This is a genomic window from Emcibacter sp. (assembly GCF_963675455.1).
Taxonomy (GTDB): domain Bacteria; phylum Pseudomonadota; class Alphaproteobacteria; order Sphingomonadales; family Emcibacteraceae; genus Emcibacter.
Genome location: NZ_OY776217.1, coordinates 1,547,297 through 1,565,303 on the forward strand (window position 1 = coordinate 1,547,297; position 18,007 = coordinate 1,565,303).

The window sequence follows — 18,007 nt, forward strand, 5'->3', positions numbered from 1 at the left end:
GTCAGAAGTCCAGGTCGCGGTAATGTGCCGCAGGCGCCAGGCCGGCTATTTTGTCCTGAAGGATCGCCTGGAAACTTGGCCTGGATTTGACGCGGGCATACCAGTCTTTGGCTTTTTCAAAATTTTGCCAGGGAACGTCCCCCAGATAATCCACGCAGGACAAATGGGCGGCGGCTGAAATATCGGCAAAGGTAAAATCATCTCCGGCCAGCCAGTTGCGCCGGTCCGTCAGATATTCAATGTATTTGAGGTGGTGTTTGATGTTTTGCCCTGCATAACGGATGTTGGCGGCTTCCGGGTTGCCTCTTTTCAGGAAGGACTTCATGATCTTTTCGTTGATGATCAGCGAGGTGACTTCCCGGTGGAACTTGTCGTCAAACCATTCCACAAGACGGCGGGTTTCCGCCCGGTCAGTGATGGACTCTCCGATCAGGTCTGGTGTCGGATATTGTTCCTCGATATATTCCGTGATCGCATAGGGGCCACAGATCCTGAGGTTCGCTTCCTCATCGACCAGCACCGGGACATTGCCGGCAGGGTTTTGCGCCAGGAATCCGGGGCGGCGTTGCCAGGTCAATTCCAGTTTGAGGTCAAATTCAACCTTTTTCTCCTGCAGGGCGATACGAGCCTTCCGGGAAAAAGGGCAAAACCAGTAGTGATAGATCGTCAGCATTCGGACAGTTTACTTAAATAGTCTGAAACTCCCAAATAATTTAATTCAGCGGGAGGTTCAATTGCATATACCAGAGGACGATCTTTTACAGAAATCTTTGGAAACAGACAAGAGAGAGCTTCTCTGCAGGAGAAGAAAAGGGCGGGGTGGGTTTTGCTGGCCCGGAGAAATCTCTAGCGAACATATTCCCACAGGCCCAGATTATAGAGCATTTCATTGAAGGCAAGCGGATCGTGTCCGGCCATGCCGTGAAGAAGGCCATAAATAGCCAGTGCCAGAAAACCCGTTGCATATTTCAAAGGTGTTGCATTTAACATTGTCTTTACTCGCATAACTGTTTGATATGCTGATAGATAGCAAAGACCGTGCCAAAGCGGCTTAAGGCGCAGAAAACCGGCCAAAACTTTGTTAATTATACAAGCTCGAGAACTGTTCTGTTAAAATAACCGACATGTTTTATATTTAACTGTCCCGGAATGGGACGGTTGTTCCGGACAAAAAATAAAGGCACCCGAGGATGCCTTTCTGGGAAATTCCTTTAATGTGAAGATGGTCAGATCAGCGAGGCGTCTGCCGCGCTGGGAAGGTCTAGTTCCAGGATAGCCATCTGGAAGGCATATGAAACTTCGCCTTCATCTTCATCTCTGTAAATCACACCGATAAATTCACCATCATAACTGACTTCAACACTGTCTTCGTCGTTTGTTGACGGCTTGTCCAAGGTGAATTTATTGCTCTCGAACTTGTCGTTGAGATATTTACGAAGGCGTAGCATTTCTGTTCTTGTCATTTTGATTCCTCGGAAAGCGTTTTTTCTATTTTCCCCAGATAGGGTTTTACGGCATTCAGGTCGTCCTGTGAAACATTTTTCATAGAAGCCATCATAGCCAGACTTGTCTCGAGGTTATTCACGATCGCCTGCTTCTGGGCGGCAGAAATATGCGGGTTGTCCTGAACCTCTTTTATGGCGCTGGCAATTTCATCTCCGGACATGGAATATTCGCCGGACTCAAAACTGGAAGCCATGTAGGCCTGCATGATTCTGTTCGCGGTCATTGCCCATTCTTCAGGGGAGGAAAAGCCTGCCCCGGAAATAATAGTAATGAATTCTCCATAAGCCCCATGTTGTTTCAGATTCTCCAGCGAGGAAAGGAAGGGATTGAAGCCCTGTTCCGCATCGATTTCAGGAGGCGGGGAATTCTGAAAGTCCAGAGTGTATTTTGATCCCAGTTGTTGCAACGGTGACCAGGTGTCCAGGAATTTTTCAATCTGAGAGCTGGTAAGGGGGCTCTCCGCAGTAGCAAGGACAGGCATTCCGGTCAAGAGGACGCAAAGTCCCGCAACCGCAAACAGCTTCTTAATCATATCAATCTCCAGGCTAGGATTTTTCCTATTTTGGCAACAATTTGGGCCCAGCACAATAATGTTTTTCGGAATATGCCGGATTGCTATCATGTGTCTTGGCCAACATCCCGTGACAGTCCTGGGATACCGGCAGCTATGGTTAACAAAAGCTTGCGGAAATCGTAAAAATTTCTCTTTAAACTTTGGGTAACCAATTTGAGGTAGGTTGATTCTCATAGGCATTCCGTGGGGAGCGAAAACAACGCATAAACATGCTCCGAGAATGCGTTTTGATAATTTTGCAGGAGATTTTTTAAAATGGTCACGAGTAGGTTGATGAAAGTTGTTGGCATTGTGCTTAGCCTGGGCTTGGTTAGCATGTTTGGCAGCCTTGAGGCAAACGCCAGCGATATTAAAGACTGGCAGGTTAAACTGGTGAAACTTGTTGCCAAAAAACAGGTTTATCCCCGTGCCGCCATGCAGGATGAACTGGAAGGCAAAGCGAAAGTAAAAATCGCATTTGATCGTAGCGGTTCCATAACCAGCCATGAGCTGGTGCAGTCCACAGGACACGATATTCTGGATGCAGAAGTGGAAAACCTTGTAAATCGTATCAACCCGCTGCCTGCTCCGCCTTCAAGCCTTGGGGACGACAAGCTGGTGATCGTTCTGCCCTTGACCTGGGCGATCCAGTAACAAGATCTTCTTTTATATCTTTGTATGAAAGGTGGCTTAGGCCACCTTTTTTATTTGTCTTCAGTGTCCGGTATGATCTATTGACCGGGGCAGGTGAAAAATCGTTCAAAAAGATAATTAAAGGTCTTTGCCAATTTATATAAACTGTCTTATGCTGGGCGTGAAAAAAACAATAATAGTCATTATAAACAAGGAATATTGATGAACCAGCCTTTGATGCCTATGGCGACAGCTGTATGGCTAGTGGATAATACAGCTTTGTCGTTTCGTCAGATCGCGGAGTTTTGTGGCCTTCATGAGCTGGAGGTGCAGGGGATTGCCGATGAACAGGTGGCCACAAATATCGTCGGACAGGACCCGGTGGCAAACGGTCAGCTGACCTGGGAAGAAATAGAACGTTGTCAGGTGGATAGTTCCGCACGACTGCAACTGACTGAAGACAAGGTCCCGGCAAAAACCCGTTCCGGCGGCGCACGCTACACGCCTGTATCAAAACGTCAGGACAAACCGGATGCCATTGCCTGGCTGTTAAGGAACCATCCCGAACTGACGGACGCCCAGATTGGCCGGCTTGTCGGGACGACCAAGCCGACTATTGCCGCTATCCGCGATCGGTCACACTGGAATATCAGCAACATCAAACCGGTGGACCCGGTGATCCTGGGGCTGTGTAAACAGATTGAGCTGGATGCTGCAGTGAAGAAGGCAGCGGCCAAACTGGCAAAGGATGCGCCGGAAGAAGAGCCGCCGGTTGATCAGGAAGATGCCAACCAGGAAGATGCCAACCAGGACAATATGTCCGCTGAAGGCTGATACCTGGCATCAGCCAGCAAGTGACGTAGTTCTTGTAAAATGAAAAAGGCCCCTTCAGATGGGGCCTTTTGTTTTGCTGCGGGAACTCAGCTGTGTCTGAATCTTTCGATTTCATCTTTTAGCCTGAGCTTTTCTCTTTTTAGCTCATGAAGAACGACTTCATCCGGAGCCGGACGATGTTCTTCCTCATCAATCCTTTGTTCCAATATAGCGTGTTTTTCGGAAAGCGCATTAATGTGAGCTGCTGCACCCATTAGAGAATCTCCTTTGTGATTGGCAAGACTGAAATTAGAACATATTTTTATGCTGATGTCACTTCCTCTGACACGATTTTTCGGCTTGTAATGTCCTGTTGAAGAAGCTCTTGGAAATATTTGTTTTTTAGGCGGGGGATGTGGACAGCCAAAGAAGGTAATGCCGGGCGGAGGAAAAGAACGGGCTGCTCTGAGGTGCGGTTTTCCGAGACTCGGATTAACAGGAATAGACCAGACGATTCATGGCAGCTTCCGGAAAAACGGTGCCGAGGAATGTTTCATAGACCTCAAGGTTGCACCTGACCGTGTCTGCTATGGATGTGTCAGATTTTTGGGCAAGAGAAAGAATGTGATCTGTCATCTCGAACAGGCGGGCCTGGATAATTTTCTCGGCATCCACTTCCAGATCAAGGACCTTGCGCCTGAGCTCGGACAGACCAGGTTCAGTTGACTCTTTCATGATCTTGCTACGGACGTTCCGGAGGGGCAGGACCAGATTCTCGACCAGACCGGATATTTCAATATCCACATAGCGGCATATCTTTGGGTCAATAAGGCGGTTGTGCCGACGGGCGATCCAGGCATAAAAAAACAGAAGGTTTACATTGGCATTGCAGCAATCCTGCAGTTCCAGGCAGGCTTGAGCATTGATTTCGTTCTTGTATATATCAAGGCTGTATCGCCACAGATCATTTTCAGGCATAAGAATACTTTATACAGGAAGAGTATGAAAAAATATGATATATTTTCCACTCTTTGCTACCGTCCGGGGAGGGGCATTCTATTGATACGAGGTGTTCGGGTTGTTGAATAATGGATGAACGTGACATTCTTGAAAAGATTCAGGAACTGAAAATTCAGCATCGGGATCTTGATGATGCAATTATGGCACTGATGGAGATGGGGCGGGCGGATATGCTGCAGATTCAGCGGCTGAAGAAGCAGAAACTCCTTCTGAAGGACGAGGTCGCTAAACTGGAAAACGAGTTACTGCCGGACATCATTGCCTGAAAGTCCCGAAGTTCACGCCTCAGACTTTTTCCTTTTTGATATCCTGTTTGTGGGCGTACATTTTCTTGTCTGCCTCATCCAGAGCACGGTCGGCGCTTTCGCCGGATTTGAGTGAATAGACGCCATAGGCAACATCGAGATAAATCTCCTGCCCTTCCCATATCAGGGGTTTTTGCGTAATTTTCTCAATGATATATTTAGCTTTGTTCACGGCGTCGGCTTCACTTGCCTTGGGCAGGATAATGCCGAATTCGTCTCCGCCCAGGCGGCCGATAATATCCGAGTCGCGAAGGCTTTTCACCATATTCTCCGCCAGATGGACAAGTGCTGCATCACCAGCGGCATGGCCATATGTGTCGTTGATTTTTTTCAGGTCGTTAAGGTCCATGTAAACAAGCGAGCTGTTGATGCCATAGCGCTCGGAGTAGGCAATCATCCTGGTCATTTCCCGGACAAAGGCCCGTCGGTTGGAGATGTTGATCAGGGAATCCTGGTCAGCAAGACGTTCAAGCTCCGATATTTTACGATGCGCCAGCTCAAGTTCCCGGCGCATGCTTTCCACTTCAGACATCAGGGTCATGATGGCTCTGCGGACGCGTTCGGTCATTTCTTCCGGTGGAATGCCAAGCACCGTGCTGGAGTCCGAGATATTTCTCAGCGCCTGGGAGGCACCGACTTTTGAGGATTTTGGGGCCGGTTTCCTGCGAACGGGGCCGCTTTTACCAACAGAACCAGTATTTTCAACCTTCATGAGAACACGACCCCTTACCGTCAGATACTTTGCGGTCTAAAATATACCGAATAAATATACACCCAAGCGCTCTGACTGGCTACTATATCTTGTGACTTGTTATATTTTTTGTACAATAAATTGTTATATAAGCCTTAGAATATCATTATGGCATTGTCTGCTTTAAAATGCAAACTTGCCTGTGTGCGCCGGATCGTTATAATCGCCACCTTTCCTTAATTCCTGCCGGTAATCCCTGTTGGCCAATTCGGGAACATAAACAGGCAACGGTGGCACAAGGTGTTTGAGAAATGAGTGACAAAAAACCAGTTGTGGGCATAATCATGGGAAGCCAGTCGGACTGGGAAACCATGAAGCATGCGGTGGATGTGCTGACGGAACTCGGTGTGAGCCATGAAACAAGGATTGTTTCTGCCCACAGAACGCCAAAAAGACTATATGAGTATGCTGAAGCCGCCAGTGATCGGGGTTTGAAGGTGATTATAGCCGGCGCCGGCGGGGCGGCCCATTTGCCGGGCATGGCCGCTTCCATGACAACCCTGCCGGTCTTTGGGGTGCCGGTGGAAAGCAAGGCCCTGAAAGGCATGGACAGTCTGTTGTCTATTGTCCAGATGCCTGGCGGCGTGCCAGTGGGTACTTTGGCTATTGGCAAGGCGGGTGCAAAAAATGCAGGTCTTCTAGCCGCTTCGGTGGTTGCGCTCATGGATGAGTCTGTGGCGGTGAAACTGGCGAACTGGCGGGCCAGGCAGACAGAGGCTGTGGCCCCGGAGCCGAAAGACGACTAGGCGGTTTTCCTACAGGATTAATGAAATGACAGGTCTTTCTCCCGGCGCAACAATCGGTATTCTTGGTGGCGGACAGCTTGGGCGCATGCTTGCGATGGCGGCGGCCCAGCTTGGCTTCAGGTCCCACATTTATTGCCCGGACCATAAATTTCCCGCTGATCAGGTGACAGACCTGGTGACGCGGGCGGCCTATGAGGACAAGGACAGTCTCGAGGCCTTTGCCGCCTCGGTGGATGTGATCACCTACGAGTTTGAAAATATTCCGGTGGAGACGGTCGGGTGGCTGGCCGGGAAGGTGCCGGTGTTCCCTGACGCCCGGGTGCTGGAGGTTTCACAGGACCGGCTGCAGGAAAAGGGCTTCATCAATGCCCTGGGGATCGCCACAGCGCCCTACGCGGGTGCAGGAACGGCAGAAGAGGCGCTCAGCGCTCTTGAAAAAACTGGTTATCCCGCCGTACTCAAAACCAGGCGCTTCGGTTATGACGGCAAGGGCCAGGCTATTGTCCGCTCTGAGGGAGAAGTCAAGGCCGCGTTTGACAGTCTTGGCAGTGACAAAATCATAGTCGAGGGGTTCGTTAATTTCGATATGGAAATTTCCGTGCTGGTCGCCCGGGGCAGAGACGGGGAGGTGAAATCCTTCCTGCCGGCGGAAAATATCCATACCAACCATATTCTGGATGTCTCCATCTGTCCGGCCCGGATCGGGCAGAACCTGCTGGACGAAGCGGTGGCGCTGGCGGAGAAAATTGTGGCGGAACTGAATTATGTGGGTGTTCTGGCGGTGGAACTTTTTGTGTCACCGGAGGAGCCGCGGCTGCGGGTGAACGAGATCGCTCCCCGGGTTCATAATTCCGGGCACTGGAGTATTGAAGCCTGTCCGACAAGCCAGTTTGAACAGCATATCCGCGCCATCTGTGGCCTGCCTCTGGGGGATACCCGGCTCTATGGCCAGGCGGTGATGAAAAACCTGATTGGCGATGATATTCTTGATATGAAACATCTTCTTGCCGATCCCGACGCCAATGTGCACCATTATGGCAAGCTCGAGGCTCGGCCGGGCCGCAAGATGGGCCATGTCACCCGGCTCTATCCCTTAGATGTGAAAATCGATATCTGAATAAAAAAAGCCCCGCCTAAATGGGCGGGGCCTGTTATCCTTTTTCTGCTTTGACTGCTGTTTTTAGGTTTTTTTCCGACGTCGTGTACCGATCACCACGCTGGCCAGTCCGATAAGCATCAGGGAGGCAATCTCCGGTGTGGGCACCTGGGGTACATCCCCGTTCCAGAAGGTGAGGTGGGAAATGGCCTTGCCGTTGCCGTTATTGGTGATCAGGTTGTCGGTGAACAGGCTGCCGCTGGTCAGGCCGCCGACAAAGAAAATCGCATAACCTGTAGAGGACTTGACGGTGGCATATTCGGGGCCTGTGTCGGCAGCGCCGGTATATTCCCAGTTAATGGAGCTGTATTCACCTTCACTGGCAACGCCGGTGATGACAAAGTCACCGAAAGTGCCTGTATTGAACTCGCCGTCTTCCGGTATTTTAGTCATTTCGGTTACATCGATGATTTCGCCGTAGACATAGGACAGCGCCGCCTCAACGGACTCTTCCTTGTCATTGCCGGAAGGGCCGGAGTTAAATTGAGGACTGTCAACCGTACAGGGAAGGCCCGCAACACCTGCACCACCTGCGTCGCTGCAGAGGTCGGTAAAATCAGCCGCCAGGGAATTGGAGGAAAACATAAATGCTGCCGCGGTCAGGGCAGCAAGGCCAATTACAATCTTTTTAATATACTGGGTCATCTTGACACCTACTTTTTCCAAACTGAAAACTTATTACATCATTCTGATATGCAAATGCCATGCCAAAAAGAAATATCATTTATTTATAAGCACTTGGTAAATTAACTATACTTGGAGTATCGTGGATTCTGTAAAGATTCCCGACTCTTTGTCAGGATTTCTTACAAGAGGTATGTCGGGCTGTTTTCGGGTTTCCGGGTGCTGATGTTTTCGGCGCCACAGCTTTGGGTGGTAACGTGGTGAGGGGAAGAGGAAGGGCAATATATATTACTGCCCGTAACGCATTTTTCCGAGCCCGCGCCAGATATCCGGCACTCTTTCCGTCCAGTTTTTGAGTTCGGCCTTGCCTTTCTCGATTTTCATCACGTCCCCTATGCGGCGGCCGATAAAGGCGCTGGTGTCGGTCTGTTTCTCAGACTCATCCCCCAGCCAGTAGAGAATGCAGCTGCTGTAAACCCCGGCCAGAGTCAGGCGCTTGGTGTAATAGTTAAAGTCTGTCGAAGTGTCCCCGGTCAGCCGCCACATCAGGTCCACGGTCCGGTTCAGTAATTTTACGGCCAGGGGCTGGTTCTGTGGCAGCATCAGCCAGGTCAGGGCCCGGCGGGCGGCCTCCTTGTGCGGAAGCTCCACCTCAAGCCGTAAACGGATCAGGGTGGTGATTTTATCACGGACTTTCATTTTATCCATTTCGAGCAGTTTGGCAGCGGATGACATTTCCTCATCGCAGTGTTTGGCCAGGGCATCAATCATATCACCCGGAGCATCGGGGAAAGCCAGTCGGGCGAGGCCATAGTCAATGCCAATATCCCGGGCGGCCTGGCGCAGGGTTAACCCGGTCCAGCCGTCAAAGGGGACGTGTGCCAGCGCCGCCTCGAGCAGCGGCGCGCGCAGATCGTCGGGGATGTCGGTCCTGATTCTTTTCTTTCGGGTCATGCGATCACTATAACGTCTGTCAAAGCAAGTGGTAAAGTACTATCCATCGTCTGTATTCATATAATGATAACAGTTTGCTGATAAAAAGCTTCACAGGGCGTCTTTCTTTTGCTAGAAGGACTGCCATGGGAGTGGCCCGGTGATCGGGAGGCTCCTGTTTTATTGTTAAACATTTTACCTAGAAAGGAGTGTGACGCTTAACCATGCAGGTTATCGTCCGCGACAATAACGTTGATCAGGCTCTTCGCGCGCTGAAAAAGAAATTGCAGCGCGAAGGCGTGTACCGCGAAATGAAAATGCGTCGTTTTTACGAAAAACCTTCTGAAAAGAAGGCCCGTGAGAACGCTGCAGCAGTTCGCCGCGCCCGCAAGCTTGATCGTAAACGTATGGAACGCGACGGCGCTTTGTAAGAGCCGTTTCGTTATAAAAATTCAAAAGGCCGCCCTATCTGCTTGATAGGCGGCTTTTTTATTATATATTGAAGAAAACACAAGGGGTTATAATGGTCGAAATAGTTGAAATCCGCCAACTTCAGTTTGAAGACTGGGCAACGCTGTACAGGGGCTATGCGGATTCCTATGGGGTACCGATTACGGACGAGCAGCTTCACAAGGTCTGGGTGTGGCTGGGTGGCCACGAGACCGAGTTACGGGGCCTGGCGGCCATTTTGGACGGCAAGCCGGTCGGTATCGTTCATTATCGCCGGTTCCTGCGGCCTCTGGCCGGTGAGGTTGGTATTTTCCTTGATGACATTTATGTGGCCAGTGAAGCGCGCCGTCACGGTATTGGTGAAGCCATGCTGGAAGCCATCAAGAATATTGCGCAGACTCAGAACTGTACAATGATTCGCTGGATCACACACGAAGATCGTCCGGATGCCCTGGCCTTTTACCAAAGATTCGGCAAGAGATCCCGCTGGGTTACCTTTGAAATGAAGCTTGATGAGAAAGAGGAGGAATATGAGCGCAAATAACTGCGGTTATCGGCTCCTCGGGAGAAAGCCGGAAGGTCTGGAGATCCCGGAGTTTATCGGAAGCCGGCAGTGGGGCGGTCCTGACCTGCAGACCATGCGCAATACTATTCTTGGCCCCCCGCTTGCATTGCAAAATTCAGGCGAACGCCTGTTGTTTGAAATAGAAAATGGGCAGAAACTTGTCGGATCTTTCCACGCTGACAATGAAGAGGATAGGCCTCTTGTAAAGAATCTGGTTATTTTAATTCATGGCATCACCGGCAGCGAGGAATCAGCCTCTGTTATTTCGTCGGCGGCCTATCTGATTTCACAGGGATTCCCGGTATTGCGCCTGAACCTGCGTGGGTCAGGCCCATCCGGGAAAACCAGTCACGGTCCTTTCCATGCCGGCCTGACCGATGACCTGATATCGGTTCTCGCCCAGCTGCCCGAGAAATATCGCTCCCGGGGTGTTTTTGTCCATGCCGCTTCCCTGGGCGGGAATATGCTGTTGAAATATCTTGGTGAAGCAGTTGGAGAGACCATCGTGCGGGCGGCCGTCGGATTTTCGGTTCCCATAGACCTCAAGGCTACAGAACAGAAGTTGATGGAAAAACGCAATAGTCTGTATCATGGTTATATTTTACAGGGACTGAAGAGTCAGGCAAACCTCAATCTGGCGCGGGAGGGATATCCGGTTTCTGTGACCAATGCCGCGCTGGCGGCGGAAAGCATATATGAGTTCGATGATAAATATGTTGCCAAGATCCATAATCTGGGCGGAGCAGAGAATTATTACGCGAGCCAGTCTGCAACTGGGTTTCTTGCGGAGATTCTCAAGCCCACGCTTCTTGTCCATGCGGAGAATGATCCCTGGGTGCCGGCGAGGATTTATGAAGAAAGAAACTGGCCTGAGGATAAGAATATCACCGTCCTTCTGACTGATGACGGGGGACATGCGGGTTTTCATACTCAGGACAACAAGGTGCCCTGGCATGACCGGCTTGCGGCGCTGTTTTTCGACCTGCATCTGTCGTGACGGTTTGTAGGAGTAATTGACGGGGGATGTTTTGAGGGTTCGGAAAAGCGCAGCTATTCTATACACAGTTCTATTTGCCTTTTTTTGTGTGCTTTGCAGTTCAGCTCGTGCTGTCGAGTCTCCACCGGCGGGGCAGACCTTTAAGCTGAAGGCGGGGGAGGTTCTTCCTTTTGTGGAAAAACTTATTCTGGAAGGCCGCCTTGATGAGGCCAGGCAGATCCTTGCCCAGGTGAAGGGGCTCACCCCCGACCCGGTACAGGAACAGTTTCTGGCCGGGCAGATCGCTGGTCTGGAAAAACGCTACCACGATGCTATTGATATATATCGCGATATTCTGTCCAGGCATCCCAAATTAACCCGGGTTCGGCTCGAACTTGCCCGGGCGCTTTTCGAAGCTGGTGAGGACGCAAGCGCCAGACATCATTTCGAGCTTGTCCTGGGGGAAAAGTTGCCGCCTGCCGTGGAACAGAATGTTAATCGTTTTCTATACGAGATACGGAAACGAAAAAGATGGCAGGTCAGGGCTTATTTTGCCATTGCTCCTGACAGTAATATCACCGCTGCAACAGACCAGGATACGGTCTATATTTACGGCCTGCCTTTTGATCTTTCGGAAGATGCCCGGGAAACCTCGGGTCTTGGTATTATCGGCTCGACGGGTTTTGATTATTTCTGGCCATTGAGTGATCAGCTAAAGCTCAAGAGCGGTTTCGACATTTATCATACCCAATACAGCAAGTCACAATTCAATGATACTTTCCTGTCCGGCAACATCGGGCCCAGGTTTGTCTTCGAAAAGACGGCGCTTACGCCGCAGTTTCTAGGGTATTACCGGTGGTACGGCGGAGAAGCCTATAACCATGCTTACGGCGGGCAGCTTCTTGCGGAACATGTTCTGTCCAGCCGGTGGCGTCTTGACGGAACCCTGAGCTGGCAGCAACTGGAATATGACCGTGACGTGCGGCGGAATGGACATCTGGCCAGTATTACGACCCGGGTGAGCTATAGCCTGACGTCGTCAAGCCTGTTGCAATTTCTTGTGGGCGGCACCTGGGAGGAAACCAGGGCGGAAGACCTGGATAATCTGTCCATGCGTCTTGGTGTCGGCTATTACAAGGATTTTGGCCGGGGTGTTACGTTACTGATCAGGCCCGAAGTGCTTCTGCGTTATTATGATGCGGTTGAAAATGGCTTTGCCGTCGAAACCGATGGGGAGGACAGGAAGGATACACGCTACAGCCTGTCTGTTGATCTTACCAAGCGGGACTGGTCAATCTGGGGCTTTGCTCCCGTGTTCGGCTACAGCTATACAAACAACAGGTCAAATGTAGGTTTTTACAGTTATGAACGACATCGCTTTCAACTGGGGCTGACAAGAACCTTCTAGAAATTTTTATCTTGGTTCCACATTATAGTCGTCAAATTCCCATTCCCCTGCTTTTTCAATTTCTTCCATGAAAAGATGTTCAGCAGACACAACGGCTTCCTCTTCAGAGTCCGCATTGACATCAGCAACCCAATAAAAAGTACCGCGCTTCAGGCTTGCCTTGAGGGTGACGTTATATTTCGCCATGAAAATGTCCTTTTGAATCTGTTGAGATGCTGATGTTATGCTGTACCCGCCTGATACTGACTTTTCAAGGTGAAATGTCAGTCCGGAGAGGAGAATGTCCATTCAGGATGTGCGACAAATAATGAAAGAGGTATTCGGCAGTGAGGTCGTCAACAGCTCTTTGTTGTCTGGCGGATGTCTGGCTGACCTGCAGCTTGTGCGGCTGGAAAACGGAATGTCAGTGGTTGTAAAGCAGGGAGACAGCCTTCGTTGTGAGGCCTCTATGCTGGACTATCTGCGTAAATCTACATCACTCCCGGTTCCCGAGGTCTTTGGTGCCGCAGACGGCTATATGTTAATGGAATATCTGCCGGGCAAGACGAATGCTCTTAGTGTTGCGGCGGAAAGGCACCTCGGGGCCATGATTGCGGACCTGCATTCCATCAGCCGGCCGGATTTTGGTTTTGAAATGGATACTGTAATCGGTCCGTTGCCTCAACCCAATGACGATAGTGATGACTGGTGTGTTTTTTTCCGGGATCGCCGGCTTGTTTTTATGGCTGATCTGGCGCGGCAGGCGGGGCAGTTGTCGGACGAGGTGTATGGCCGTGTATTGAAACTGGCGGAACGGCTGGATAAATTTATCGGTCACAAGCCGCCGGTTTCCCTGTTGCATGGTGATCTGTGGGGCGGAAATATCCTTTCCGACAAGGGCGGGGTAACCGGCATTATTGATCCCGCCATATATTATGGTGATGCCGAAGTGGAACTGGCCTTCATGACTCTGTTCGGGACGGTGGGACAGGATTTCTTCGAAGTTTATGGAGAGCGACGTTTGCTGGATGCGGATTTTTTCCGGGTGCGCAGGGATATTTATCTTCTTTATCCGTTGCTGGTGCATGTACGGTTATTCGGCGGGGGGTATGTAAGTCAGCTTAATGCAGTCCTGGAAAAATATTTATAAGATGCAGAAAAAATGGCGCATCCCGTGAGGGAGCGCCATAGTTGCAAGGAGGGTTTCGATCACGTGTTGCCTAAAATCGCGTTAAAAGGCAACCCAACATGACAACTCAATGCCATGCTGACCGGTAGATGAAGGGGGCTTGAAAACCTTCATCCAAAACAAGGTTACCTTAATAGGGGTTTATAGGCAAATATAATCTATTTATAAGAAGTTTATGAGATTTTTAATAAATATTTATCCTATTTATACCTCTTATATGAAAATAATACTTGACTTATAGGGGTTAGTAGGGTATTATATTAAGCATAGTGGGAAATCAGCTCACGGGACGGCCCAATATGTCCCTATCGCGAATTTGCAAACACCTGTCTTTCGAGGCGGGTGTTTTTTTATGCAGGAAGGATAGTCGGATTCGCAAGACATCTACGGTCTGGACGGCAGAGGCGGAAGAGTGTTTTTTGTCCGTGCTTCGCCTGACCGGTAATGTGACGGCGGCAACTGCAGCAGCCGGAGTGACGCGGGCATTCATCTATCGCAAGCGTGTTTCCAATCGCAGATTCCGGAAACTATGGCAGGAAGCCATGGATGAAGCACTGGACAAGCTGGAAGCGATGTTATGGGATCGGGCGCTGGGAGCGGACAAGGCGACGACCGGCAAAGGGATCGGTCCGGATGAGAAACTGGCTATTTTTCTTCTCAAGGCGCACAGGCCGGAAATATTTTCTGAAGGACAGAATAAAAGCAGGCCCCGGTCCTGGGTCGCCGCCGACAGCGCCCGGAACAAACTGATCAAAAAACTGGATGAAATCTCCGGCCGGCGTGAACCGGAAGTAACTGCTGAATCATGAGCGAAGGAACATTGGCGGCCAGGATTGCAAACCTGGACGAAAGGGATCGTACGCTTGTCCTGAAAAGTTTGTCGGACCTGGACTGCGAGGCGCTGCTTCATGACTGGATCTTCTGGGGCCGTCCGGCACAGATGCCGCCGGAAGGGGACTGGTTCTGCTGGCTGGTGATGGCGGGCCGTGGTTTCGGCAAAACCCGTATGGGAGTGGAGTGGCTCCGCAGCCAGGTGGAAGGACCAAGTCCGCTCAAGGCGCCGGACGGATCGCCGGAACGGATCGCTTTGGTGGCCGACAGTTATCTGGACGCGGTCCAGACAATGGTGCAGGGGGAGAGTGGAATTCTGGCCTGTTGCCCCGAAGCTTTCCGGCCGCAGTTCGAAATATCAAAAAAACGGCTGGTCTGGCCAAACGGTATACAGGCCTTTCTCTATTCTTCGGAATCGCCGGATCAGTTGCGGGGCCCGCAGCATCATCTGGCCTGGGTCGATGAAATCGCCAAATGGAGTTATGTGGAGGAAACCTGGAACAATCTTCTGTTTGGGTTGCGGCTCGGCAACAAACCAAGAGTGATGATCACCACGACACCCCGGAATATCCCCCTGCTGCGCAAGCTGGTGGACGATGAAAAGGTGCGCATCACCCGCGGTAACACCTTTGATAACAGCGCCAACCTGCCGCCGGCATTTCTCGAGGAAATTCGCGAGCGTTATGAAGGCACCCGCATTGGCCGGCAGGAGCTCTACGGTGATCTGCTAACCGATATGGAAGGGGCTCTCTGGAGCCGGGATCTTCTGGAAAACTGTCGCGGCCCCTCTGTGCCGGAACTTTCGCGCATTGTGGTGGCGGTGGACCCGCCGGTAACGTCCGGGCCGGATGCCGATCAATGCGGCATTATCGTTGCAGGTCGTGACCGGGCGGGAAAAGCCTATGTCTTGCAGGATTATACGGTGCAGGGGACAGGGCCGCTGGACTGGGCCAGTCGGGCGATCAAGGCCTATCACGAACATGCGGCAGACAGGCTGGTAGCCGAGGTCAACAATGGCGGCGATCTGGTGGAAAGCCTGATCCGTCAGATTGATCCGGAAGTCAGCTATCTGCCGGTACGGGCAAGCCGGGGCAAGGTTATCCGCGCCGAGCCGGTCGCGGCGCTTTATGAACAGGGGCGGGTCTTCCATCATGGAATGTTCCCGGAACTGGAAGAGGAAATGTGCGGCTTCAGCCAGTCTGAAGTTCGCAAGGGTAAAAGTCCGGACCGGGTTGATGCCCTGGTCTGGGCATTGACGGACCTGATGTTGCGACGGGAAAACCGGCCGCGCATCCGGGAAATTACATTCTGACGGTCAGTTCCTCCCATGGCTGACCGGGAGACGGCGGCAAGGTGCTGCTCCTGCAATAGTTGAACAGAAGCTTTTGAGCACCGTGCAGGGAAAGCAGTGACTTTGCCGCCCGTTATCCCCATAACCGGAGAATAATAAATGAATCCATTTGGAAAACTGGCGGGCCTGTTCGGTGAGCGGTCCGGCAATACCCGCGAGGAAAAATCAAGCGCTGTCTCGCATCTGCAGAGGGGAGCTGAAACCGTCTGGCTTGGTCTTGGGGAAGCCAGATGGAGCAACCGGACCTATCGTTCCCTGGCGGAAGAAGGCTATAAGAAAAATGTGGTCGCGCACCGGTCGGTAAAGCTGCTGGCAGAGAGCGCCGCTTCGGTGCCGCTTATCTTGTTTCGCGATGGCCGCAAGCTGGATCATCATCCGTTATTGGATTTGCTTGGCCGGCCAAATCCGATGCAGGGCCGGATGACTTTTCTGGAGAGCCTTTATTCCTTCCTGAATATCGCCGGCAATAGTTACGTGGAACTGGTGCGGGGTGCAGGCGGGTTGCCGTCGGAGCTTTATGTGTTGCGTTCTGACCGGATCCGGCTGGATCAGGGAAAATCCGGTTGGCCCAGGGCTTTTGTCTATTCCCTCGGCGGCCGGGAGCATGTCTTCCCGGTGGATCCGGTGGACGGGACGAGCCCACTTCTTCATCTGAAATATTTTCACCCGCTGGATGATCTTTACGGCTTGTCACCACTGGAGGCAGCGGCCATGGCCGTTGATGTTCATAATGCGGCATCGAGCTGGAACAAGGCGTTGTTTGATAATGCCGCCCGCCCGTCCGGCGCCTTGGTTTTCGAAGCCCGGGAGGGGCAGGACTCCCTCAGCAATGAACAGTTCGATCGGCTTAAAAGTGAAATGGCGGACAGTTTTCAGGGCAGCCGCAACGCCGGCCGCCCCATGCTGCTGGAAGGCGGCCTGAAGTGGCAGAAACTTGCCTTTTCTCCGGCGGACATGGATTTTATCAACGGCAAACATGTCAGTGCCCGGGAAGTTGCCCTGGCGTTTGGCATCCCGCCGATGTTGCTGGGCATTCCCGGGGATAATACCTACAGTAATTTTCAGGAAGCCAACCGGGCCCTGTGGCGCATGACCCTGTTGCCGATGATGGAGCGGGTGATTTCCTCTCTCAACAACTGGCTTTGTCCGGAATATGGGCAGGATATCAGGCTGTCTTATGATCAGGACGCCATCCCGGCATTGAATTATGACCGCCAGTTGCTCTGGCAGCGTATCGGTGCCGCAGAGTTCCTGACGACGGACGAAAATCGCGCTGCCGTTGGCCTCGGGCCGCTGGAGCAGGCGGACGGGGAGGATCGATAAATGCGCGAACCATCTGCCTCCCTGCAGAATATCGTCCGTCAGGCCTCGGAGGAGGGGCTAAGCCGGGAGACTCTTTATCACCTGATTGAGAAGGCGACGGAGGAAGGGGCGGTGCGGGCACTTTCTGATCTGGGGCTGCAGGACAGGAATGCCCAGGGCGATCTCAGTGAGTTGCGGGCCCTGCTGGACAGCTGGCGGGAGACCCGCAAGACGGTCCGTCAGATCATTATCAAATGGATCATTAAAATTTTTCTGACCGGGCTGATCTTCGGTCTCGCGGTCAAGATGAAGCTGTTGCATCTGGGGCAGGCATTCTAGACCGGCCTTCGCCATATTTTTTACAATGGAAATTTAAATGACAGACTTTCTGACCGACGAGGGCAGTGGCGATAGCGGCTGTTTCGAGGGCTATGCCAGCGTCTTCAATCAACTGGACAACGGCAACGATCTGGTCCTCCCCGGTGCCTTCCGGAATTCCCTGCAGGACCGGAAAGCGGGCGGTATCAAGCTTCTCTGGCAGCATGACCCCCGGGAACCAGTGGGGATTATCGATGAGCTCTTCGAAGACCACTATGGCCTTTTCATTCGGGCCAGGCTTTTGACGGGGGTGCGCCGGGCCGGGGAAGCATATGACCTGGTGAAAAGCGGCGCACTGGATGGCCTGTCCATTGGATTTCATACGGTGAAGTCTGCCCGGCATGCGGATGGCCACCGGATATTGCAACAGGTTGACCTGTGGGAAGTCTCCCTGGTCACATTCCCCATGAATGACAAGGCGCGCATTCTGTCTCTCAAGGGCGAGACTTTGCCGCCGGACACCGGTCAATTTGCGGAGCAGGCGCACCTGCTGTCCGCCATGCATCATCTCAGTAAACTCATGACACAGGAAAGGTAA

At 51.8% G+C, this 18,007-nt stretch carries 25 protein-coding genes; 15 read left to right on the forward strand and 10 right to left on the reverse strand.

Annotation, left to right across the window (positions count from 1 at the left end; genetic code table 11):
- Nucleotide 1 precedes the first annotated feature (1 nt).
- From ACORNT_RS06985 to ACORNT_RS07000, 4 genes are all read right to left on the reverse strand, one after another.
- Complete coding sequence (locus ACORNT_RS06985; RefSeq protein WP_321397293.1) at nucleotides 2-673, reverse strand: glutathione S-transferase family protein; 672 nt, start codon at nucleotides 671-673, stop codon at nucleotides 2-4.
- 173 nt (nucleotides 674-846) lie between these two features.
- Nucleotides 847-990 (reverse strand): hypothetical protein, encoded by a 144-nt coding sequence (locus tag ACORNT_RS06990; RefSeq protein WP_321397297.1) that lies wholly within the window; start codon nucleotides 988-990, stop codon nucleotides 847-849.
- Between the two features lie 236 nt (nucleotides 991-1,226).
- The gene (locus ACORNT_RS06995; RefSeq protein ID WP_321397300.1) at nucleotides 1,227-1,463 is read right to left on the reverse strand and encodes a DUF3126 family protein; all 237 of its coding nucleotides are present in this window, start codon (nucleotides 1,461-1,463) and stop codon (nucleotides 1,227-1,229) included.
- Nucleotides 1,460-2,128 carry a hypothetical protein gene (locus tag ACORNT_RS07000; protein ID WP_321397303.1) on the reverse strand — a complete coding sequence of 223 codons (669 nt, stop codon included), beginning with the start codon at nucleotides 2,126-2,128 and terminating at the stop codon, nucleotides 1,460-1,462. Before ACORNT_RS07000 ends, ACORNT_RS06995 begins: the two co-directional genes overlap by 4 nt.
- 207 nt (nucleotides 2,129-2,335) lie before the next feature.
- Between ACORNT_RS07000 and ACORNT_RS07005 the strand changes: the two genes are divergently transcribed.
- Nucleotides 2,336-2,713, forward strand: coding sequence for a TonB family protein (locus ACORNT_RS07005; RefSeq protein ID WP_321397304.1), 378 nt, complete (start codon nucleotides 2,336-2,338; stop codon nucleotides 2,711-2,713).
- Between the two features lie 201 nt (nucleotides 2,714-2,914).
- Nucleotides 2,915-3,526, forward strand: coding sequence for a DUF1013 domain-containing protein (locus tag ACORNT_RS07010; protein ID WP_321397308.1), 612 nt, complete (start codon nucleotides 2,915-2,917; stop codon nucleotides 3,524-3,526).
- An 86-nt stretch (nucleotides 3,527-3,612) separates the two neighbouring features.
- Here the strand turns inward: ACORNT_RS07010 and ACORNT_RS07015 are convergent, their stop codons facing one another.
- Complete coding sequence (locus ACORNT_RS07015) at nucleotides 3,613-3,780, reverse strand: YdcH family protein (protein WP_321397311.1); 168 nt, start codon at nucleotides 3,778-3,780, stop codon at nucleotides 3,613-3,615.
- 217 nt (nucleotides 3,781-3,997) lie between these two features.
- The gene (locus tag ACORNT_RS07020) at nucleotides 3,998-4,483 is read right to left on the reverse strand and encodes a TIGR02444 family protein (protein WP_321397314.1); all 486 of its coding nucleotides are present in this window, start codon (nucleotides 4,481-4,483) and stop codon (nucleotides 3,998-4,000) included.
- A 110-nt stretch (nucleotides 4,484-4,593) separates the two neighbouring features.
- On the opposite strand from ACORNT_RS07020, the gene ACORNT_RS07025 reads away from it, so the two are divergent.
- Complete coding sequence (locus ACORNT_RS07025; protein WP_321397317.1) at nucleotides 4,594-4,791, forward strand: YdcH family protein; 198 nt, start codon at nucleotides 4,594-4,596, stop codon at nucleotides 4,789-4,791.
- Between the two features lie 19 nt (nucleotides 4,792-4,810).
- Here the strand turns inward: ACORNT_RS07025 and ACORNT_RS07030 are convergent, their stop codons facing one another.
- Entirely contained in the window at nucleotides 4,811-5,542 is a 732-nt protein-coding gene (locus ACORNT_RS07030; protein WP_321397319.1) for a GGDEF domain-containing protein, read from the reverse strand.
- A gap of 290 nt (nucleotides 5,543-5,832) precedes the next feature.
- On the opposite strand from ACORNT_RS07030, the gene purE reads away from it, so the two are divergent.
- Nucleotides 5,833-6,327 carry a 5-(carboxyamino)imidazole ribonucleotide mutase gene (gene purE, locus ACORNT_RS07035; protein ID WP_321397322.1) on the forward strand — a complete coding sequence of 165 codons (495 nt, stop codon included), beginning with the start codon at nucleotides 5,833-5,835 and terminating at the stop codon, nucleotides 6,325-6,327.
- Nucleotides 6,328-6,352: 25 nt separating this feature from the next.
- Nucleotides 6,353-7,444, forward strand: a complete 1,092-nt coding sequence (locus ACORNT_RS07040) for a 5-(carboxyamino)imidazole ribonucleotide synthase (protein ID WP_321397325.1) — start codon at nucleotides 6,353-6,355, stop codon at nucleotides 7,442-7,444.
- Nucleotides 7,445-7,507: 63 nt separating this feature from the next.
- Here ACORNT_RS07040 and ACORNT_RS07045 read toward each other — a convergent pair whose 3' ends face one another.
- Together ACORNT_RS07045 and ACORNT_RS07050 are read right to left on the reverse strand one after the other, a co-directional pair.
- Nucleotides 7,508-8,128: a hypothetical protein gene (locus ACORNT_RS07045; protein WP_321397328.1), complete on the reverse strand. Its 621-nt coding sequence runs from the start codon at nucleotides 8,126-8,128 to the stop codon at nucleotides 7,508-7,510.
- Nucleotides 8,129-8,395: 267 nt separating this feature from the next.
- Nucleotides 8,396-9,061, reverse strand: coding sequence for a COQ9 family protein (locus ACORNT_RS07050; protein WP_321397331.1), 666 nt, complete (start codon nucleotides 9,059-9,061; stop codon nucleotides 8,396-8,398).
- A gap of 203 nt (nucleotides 9,062-9,264) precedes the next feature.
- On the opposite strand from ACORNT_RS07050, the gene rpsU reads away from it, so the two are divergent.
- The 4 genes from rpsU (at nucleotide 9,265) to ACORNT_RS07070 (ending at nucleotide 12,439) form a co-directional block, all read left to right on the forward strand.
- Nucleotides 9,265-9,471 carry a 30S ribosomal protein S21 gene (gene rpsU, locus ACORNT_RS07055; protein ID WP_321397334.1) on the forward strand — a complete coding sequence of 69 codons (207 nt, stop codon included), beginning with the start codon at nucleotides 9,265-9,267 and terminating at the stop codon, nucleotides 9,469-9,471.
- A 92-nt stretch (nucleotides 9,472-9,563) separates the two neighbouring features.
- Entirely contained in the window at nucleotides 9,564-10,034 is a 471-nt protein-coding gene (locus tag ACORNT_RS07060; protein ID WP_321397337.1) for a GNAT family N-acetyltransferase, read from the forward strand.
- Nucleotides 10,021-11,052, forward strand: coding sequence for a YheT family hydrolase (locus ACORNT_RS07065; protein WP_321397340.1), 1,032 nt, complete (start codon nucleotides 10,021-10,023; stop codon nucleotides 11,050-11,052). The genes ACORNT_RS07060 and ACORNT_RS07065 overlap by 14 nt, the downstream gene beginning before the upstream one ends.
- Before the next feature lie 172 nt (nucleotides 11,053-11,224).
- Nucleotides 11,225-12,439, forward strand: a complete 1,215-nt coding sequence (locus ACORNT_RS07070) for a surface lipoprotein assembly modifier (protein ID WP_321397343.1) — start codon at nucleotides 11,225-11,227, stop codon at nucleotides 12,437-12,439.
- A 6-nt stretch (nucleotides 12,440-12,445) separates the two neighbouring features.
- On the opposite strand, the gene ACORNT_RS07075 is transcribed toward ACORNT_RS07070, so the two are convergent.
- A complete protein-coding gene (locus ACORNT_RS07075; RefSeq protein ID WP_321397346.1) occupies nucleotides 12,446-12,625 on the reverse strand; it encodes a hypothetical protein in 180 nt (59 codons plus the stop codon).
- A 94-nt stretch (nucleotides 12,626-12,719) separates the two neighbouring features.
- Between ACORNT_RS07075 and ACORNT_RS07080 the strand changes: the two genes are divergently transcribed.
- From ACORNT_RS07080 to ACORNT_RS07105, 6 genes are all read left to right on the forward strand, one after another.
- Nucleotides 12,720-13,568: a fructosamine kinase family protein gene (locus ACORNT_RS07080; RefSeq protein WP_324292368.1), complete on the forward strand. Its 849-nt coding sequence runs from the start codon at nucleotides 12,720-12,722 to the stop codon at nucleotides 13,566-13,568.
- A 458-nt stretch (nucleotides 13,569-14,026) separates the two neighbouring features.
- Nucleotides 14,027-14,416 (forward strand): hypothetical protein, encoded by a 390-nt coding sequence (locus ACORNT_RS07085; protein WP_321397352.1) that lies wholly within the window; start codon nucleotides 14,027-14,029, stop codon nucleotides 14,414-14,416.
- On the forward strand, nucleotides 14,413-15,750 hold the full coding sequence (locus ACORNT_RS07090; RefSeq protein WP_321397355.1) for a DNA-packaging protein: 1,338 nt from the start codon (nucleotides 14,413-14,415) through the stop codon (nucleotides 15,748-15,750). The genes ACORNT_RS07085 and ACORNT_RS07090 overlap by 4 nt, the downstream gene beginning before the upstream one ends.
- Before the next feature lie 138 nt (nucleotides 15,751-15,888).
- On the forward strand, nucleotides 15,889-17,112 hold the full coding sequence (locus ACORNT_RS07095) for a phage portal protein (RefSeq protein WP_321397358.1): 1,224 nt from the start codon (nucleotides 15,889-15,891) through the stop codon (nucleotides 17,110-17,112).
- Nucleotides 17,113-17,430 carry a DUF6127 family protein gene (locus tag ACORNT_RS07100; RefSeq protein WP_321397361.1) on the forward strand — a complete coding sequence of 106 codons (318 nt, stop codon included), beginning with the start codon at nucleotides 17,113-17,115 and terminating at the stop codon, nucleotides 17,428-17,430.
- 37 nt (nucleotides 17,431-17,467) lie between these two features.
- Nucleotides 17,468-18,007 carry an HK97 family phage prohead protease gene (locus tag ACORNT_RS07105; RefSeq protein WP_321397364.1) on the forward strand — a complete coding sequence of 180 codons (540 nt, stop codon included), beginning with the start codon at nucleotides 17,468-17,470 and terminating at the stop codon, nucleotides 18,005-18,007.

Coding starts and splice junctions, on each gene's coding strand:
- ACORNT_RS06985 (WP_321397293.1), bottom strand. CDS start 673: ATGCTGACGATCTATCACTACTGGTTTTGCCCTTTTTCCCGGAAGGCT.
- ACORNT_RS06990 (WP_321397297.1), bottom strand. CDS start 990: ATGTTAAATGCAACACCTTTGAAATATGCAACGGGTTTTCTGGCACTG.
- ACORNT_RS06995 (WP_321397300.1), bottom strand. CDS start 1,463: ATGACAAGAACAGAAATGCTACGCCTTCGTAAATATCTCAACGACAAG.
- ACORNT_RS07000 (WP_321397303.1), bottom strand. CDS start 2,128: ATGATAGCAATCCGGCATATTCCGAAAAACATTATTGTGCTGGGCCCA.
- ACORNT_RS07005 (WP_321397304.1), top strand. CDS start 2,336: ATGGTCACGAGTAGGTTGATGAAAGTTGTTGGCATTGTGCTTAGCCTG.
- ACORNT_RS07010 (WP_321397308.1), top strand. CDS start 2,915: ATGAACCAGCCTTTGATGCCTATGGCGACAGCTGTATGGCTAGTGGAT.
- ACORNT_RS07015 (WP_321397311.1), bottom strand. CDS start 3,780: ATGGGTGCAGCAGCTCACATTAATGCGCTTTCCGAAAAACACGCTATA.
- ACORNT_RS07020 (WP_321397314.1), bottom strand. CDS start 4,483: ATGCCTGAAAATGATCTGTGGCGATACAGCCTTGATATATACAAGAAC.
- ACORNT_RS07025 (WP_321397317.1), top strand. CDS start 4,594: ATGGATGAACGTGACATTCTTGAAAAGATTCAGGAACTGAAAATTCAG.
- ACORNT_RS07030 (WP_321397319.1), bottom strand. CDS start 5,542: ATGAAGGTTGAAAATACTGGTTCTGTTGGTAAAAGCGGCCCCGTTCGC.
- purE (WP_321397322.1), top strand. CDS start 5,833: ATGAGTGACAAAAAACCAGTTGTGGGCATAATCATGGGAAGCCAGTCG.
- ACORNT_RS07040 (WP_321397325.1), top strand. CDS start 6,353: ATGACAGGTCTTTCTCCCGGCGCAACAATCGGTATTCTTGGTGGCGGA.
- ACORNT_RS07045 (WP_321397328.1), bottom strand. CDS start 8,128: ATGACCCAGTATATTAAAAAGATTGTAATTGGCCTTGCTGCCCTGACC.
- ACORNT_RS07050 (WP_321397331.1), bottom strand. CDS start 9,061: ATGACCCGAAAGAAAAGAATCAGGACCGACATCCCCGACGATCTGCGC.
- rpsU (WP_321397334.1), top strand. CDS start 9,265: ATGCAGGTTATCGTCCGCGACAATAACGTTGATCAGGCTCTTCGCGCG.
- ACORNT_RS07060 (WP_321397337.1), top strand. CDS start 9,564: ATGGTCGAAATAGTTGAAATCCGCCAACTTCAGTTTGAAGACTGGGCA.
- ACORNT_RS07065 (WP_321397340.1), top strand. CDS start 10,021: ATGAGCGCAAATAACTGCGGTTATCGGCTCCTCGGGAGAAAGCCGGAA.
- ACORNT_RS07075 (WP_321397346.1), bottom strand. CDS start 12,625: ATGGCGAAATATAACGTCACCCTCAAGGCAAGCCTGAAGCGCGGTACT.
- ACORNT_RS07080 (WP_324292368.1), top strand. CDS start 12,720: ATGTCCATTCAGGATGTGCGACAAATAATGAAAGAGGTATTCGGCAGT.
- ACORNT_RS07090 (WP_321397355.1), top strand. CDS start 14,413: ATGAGCGAAGGAACATTGGCGGCCAGGATTGCAAACCTGGACGAAAGG.
- ACORNT_RS07095 (WP_321397358.1), top strand. CDS start 15,889: ATGAATCCATTTGGAAAACTGGCGGGCCTGTTCGGTGAGCGGTCCGGC.
- ACORNT_RS07100 (WP_321397361.1), top strand. CDS start 17,113: ATGCGCGAACCATCTGCCTCCCTGCAGAATATCGTCCGTCAGGCCTCG.
- ACORNT_RS07105 (WP_321397364.1), top strand. CDS start 17,468: ATGACAGACTTTCTGACCGACGAGGGCAGTGGCGATAGCGGCTGTTTC.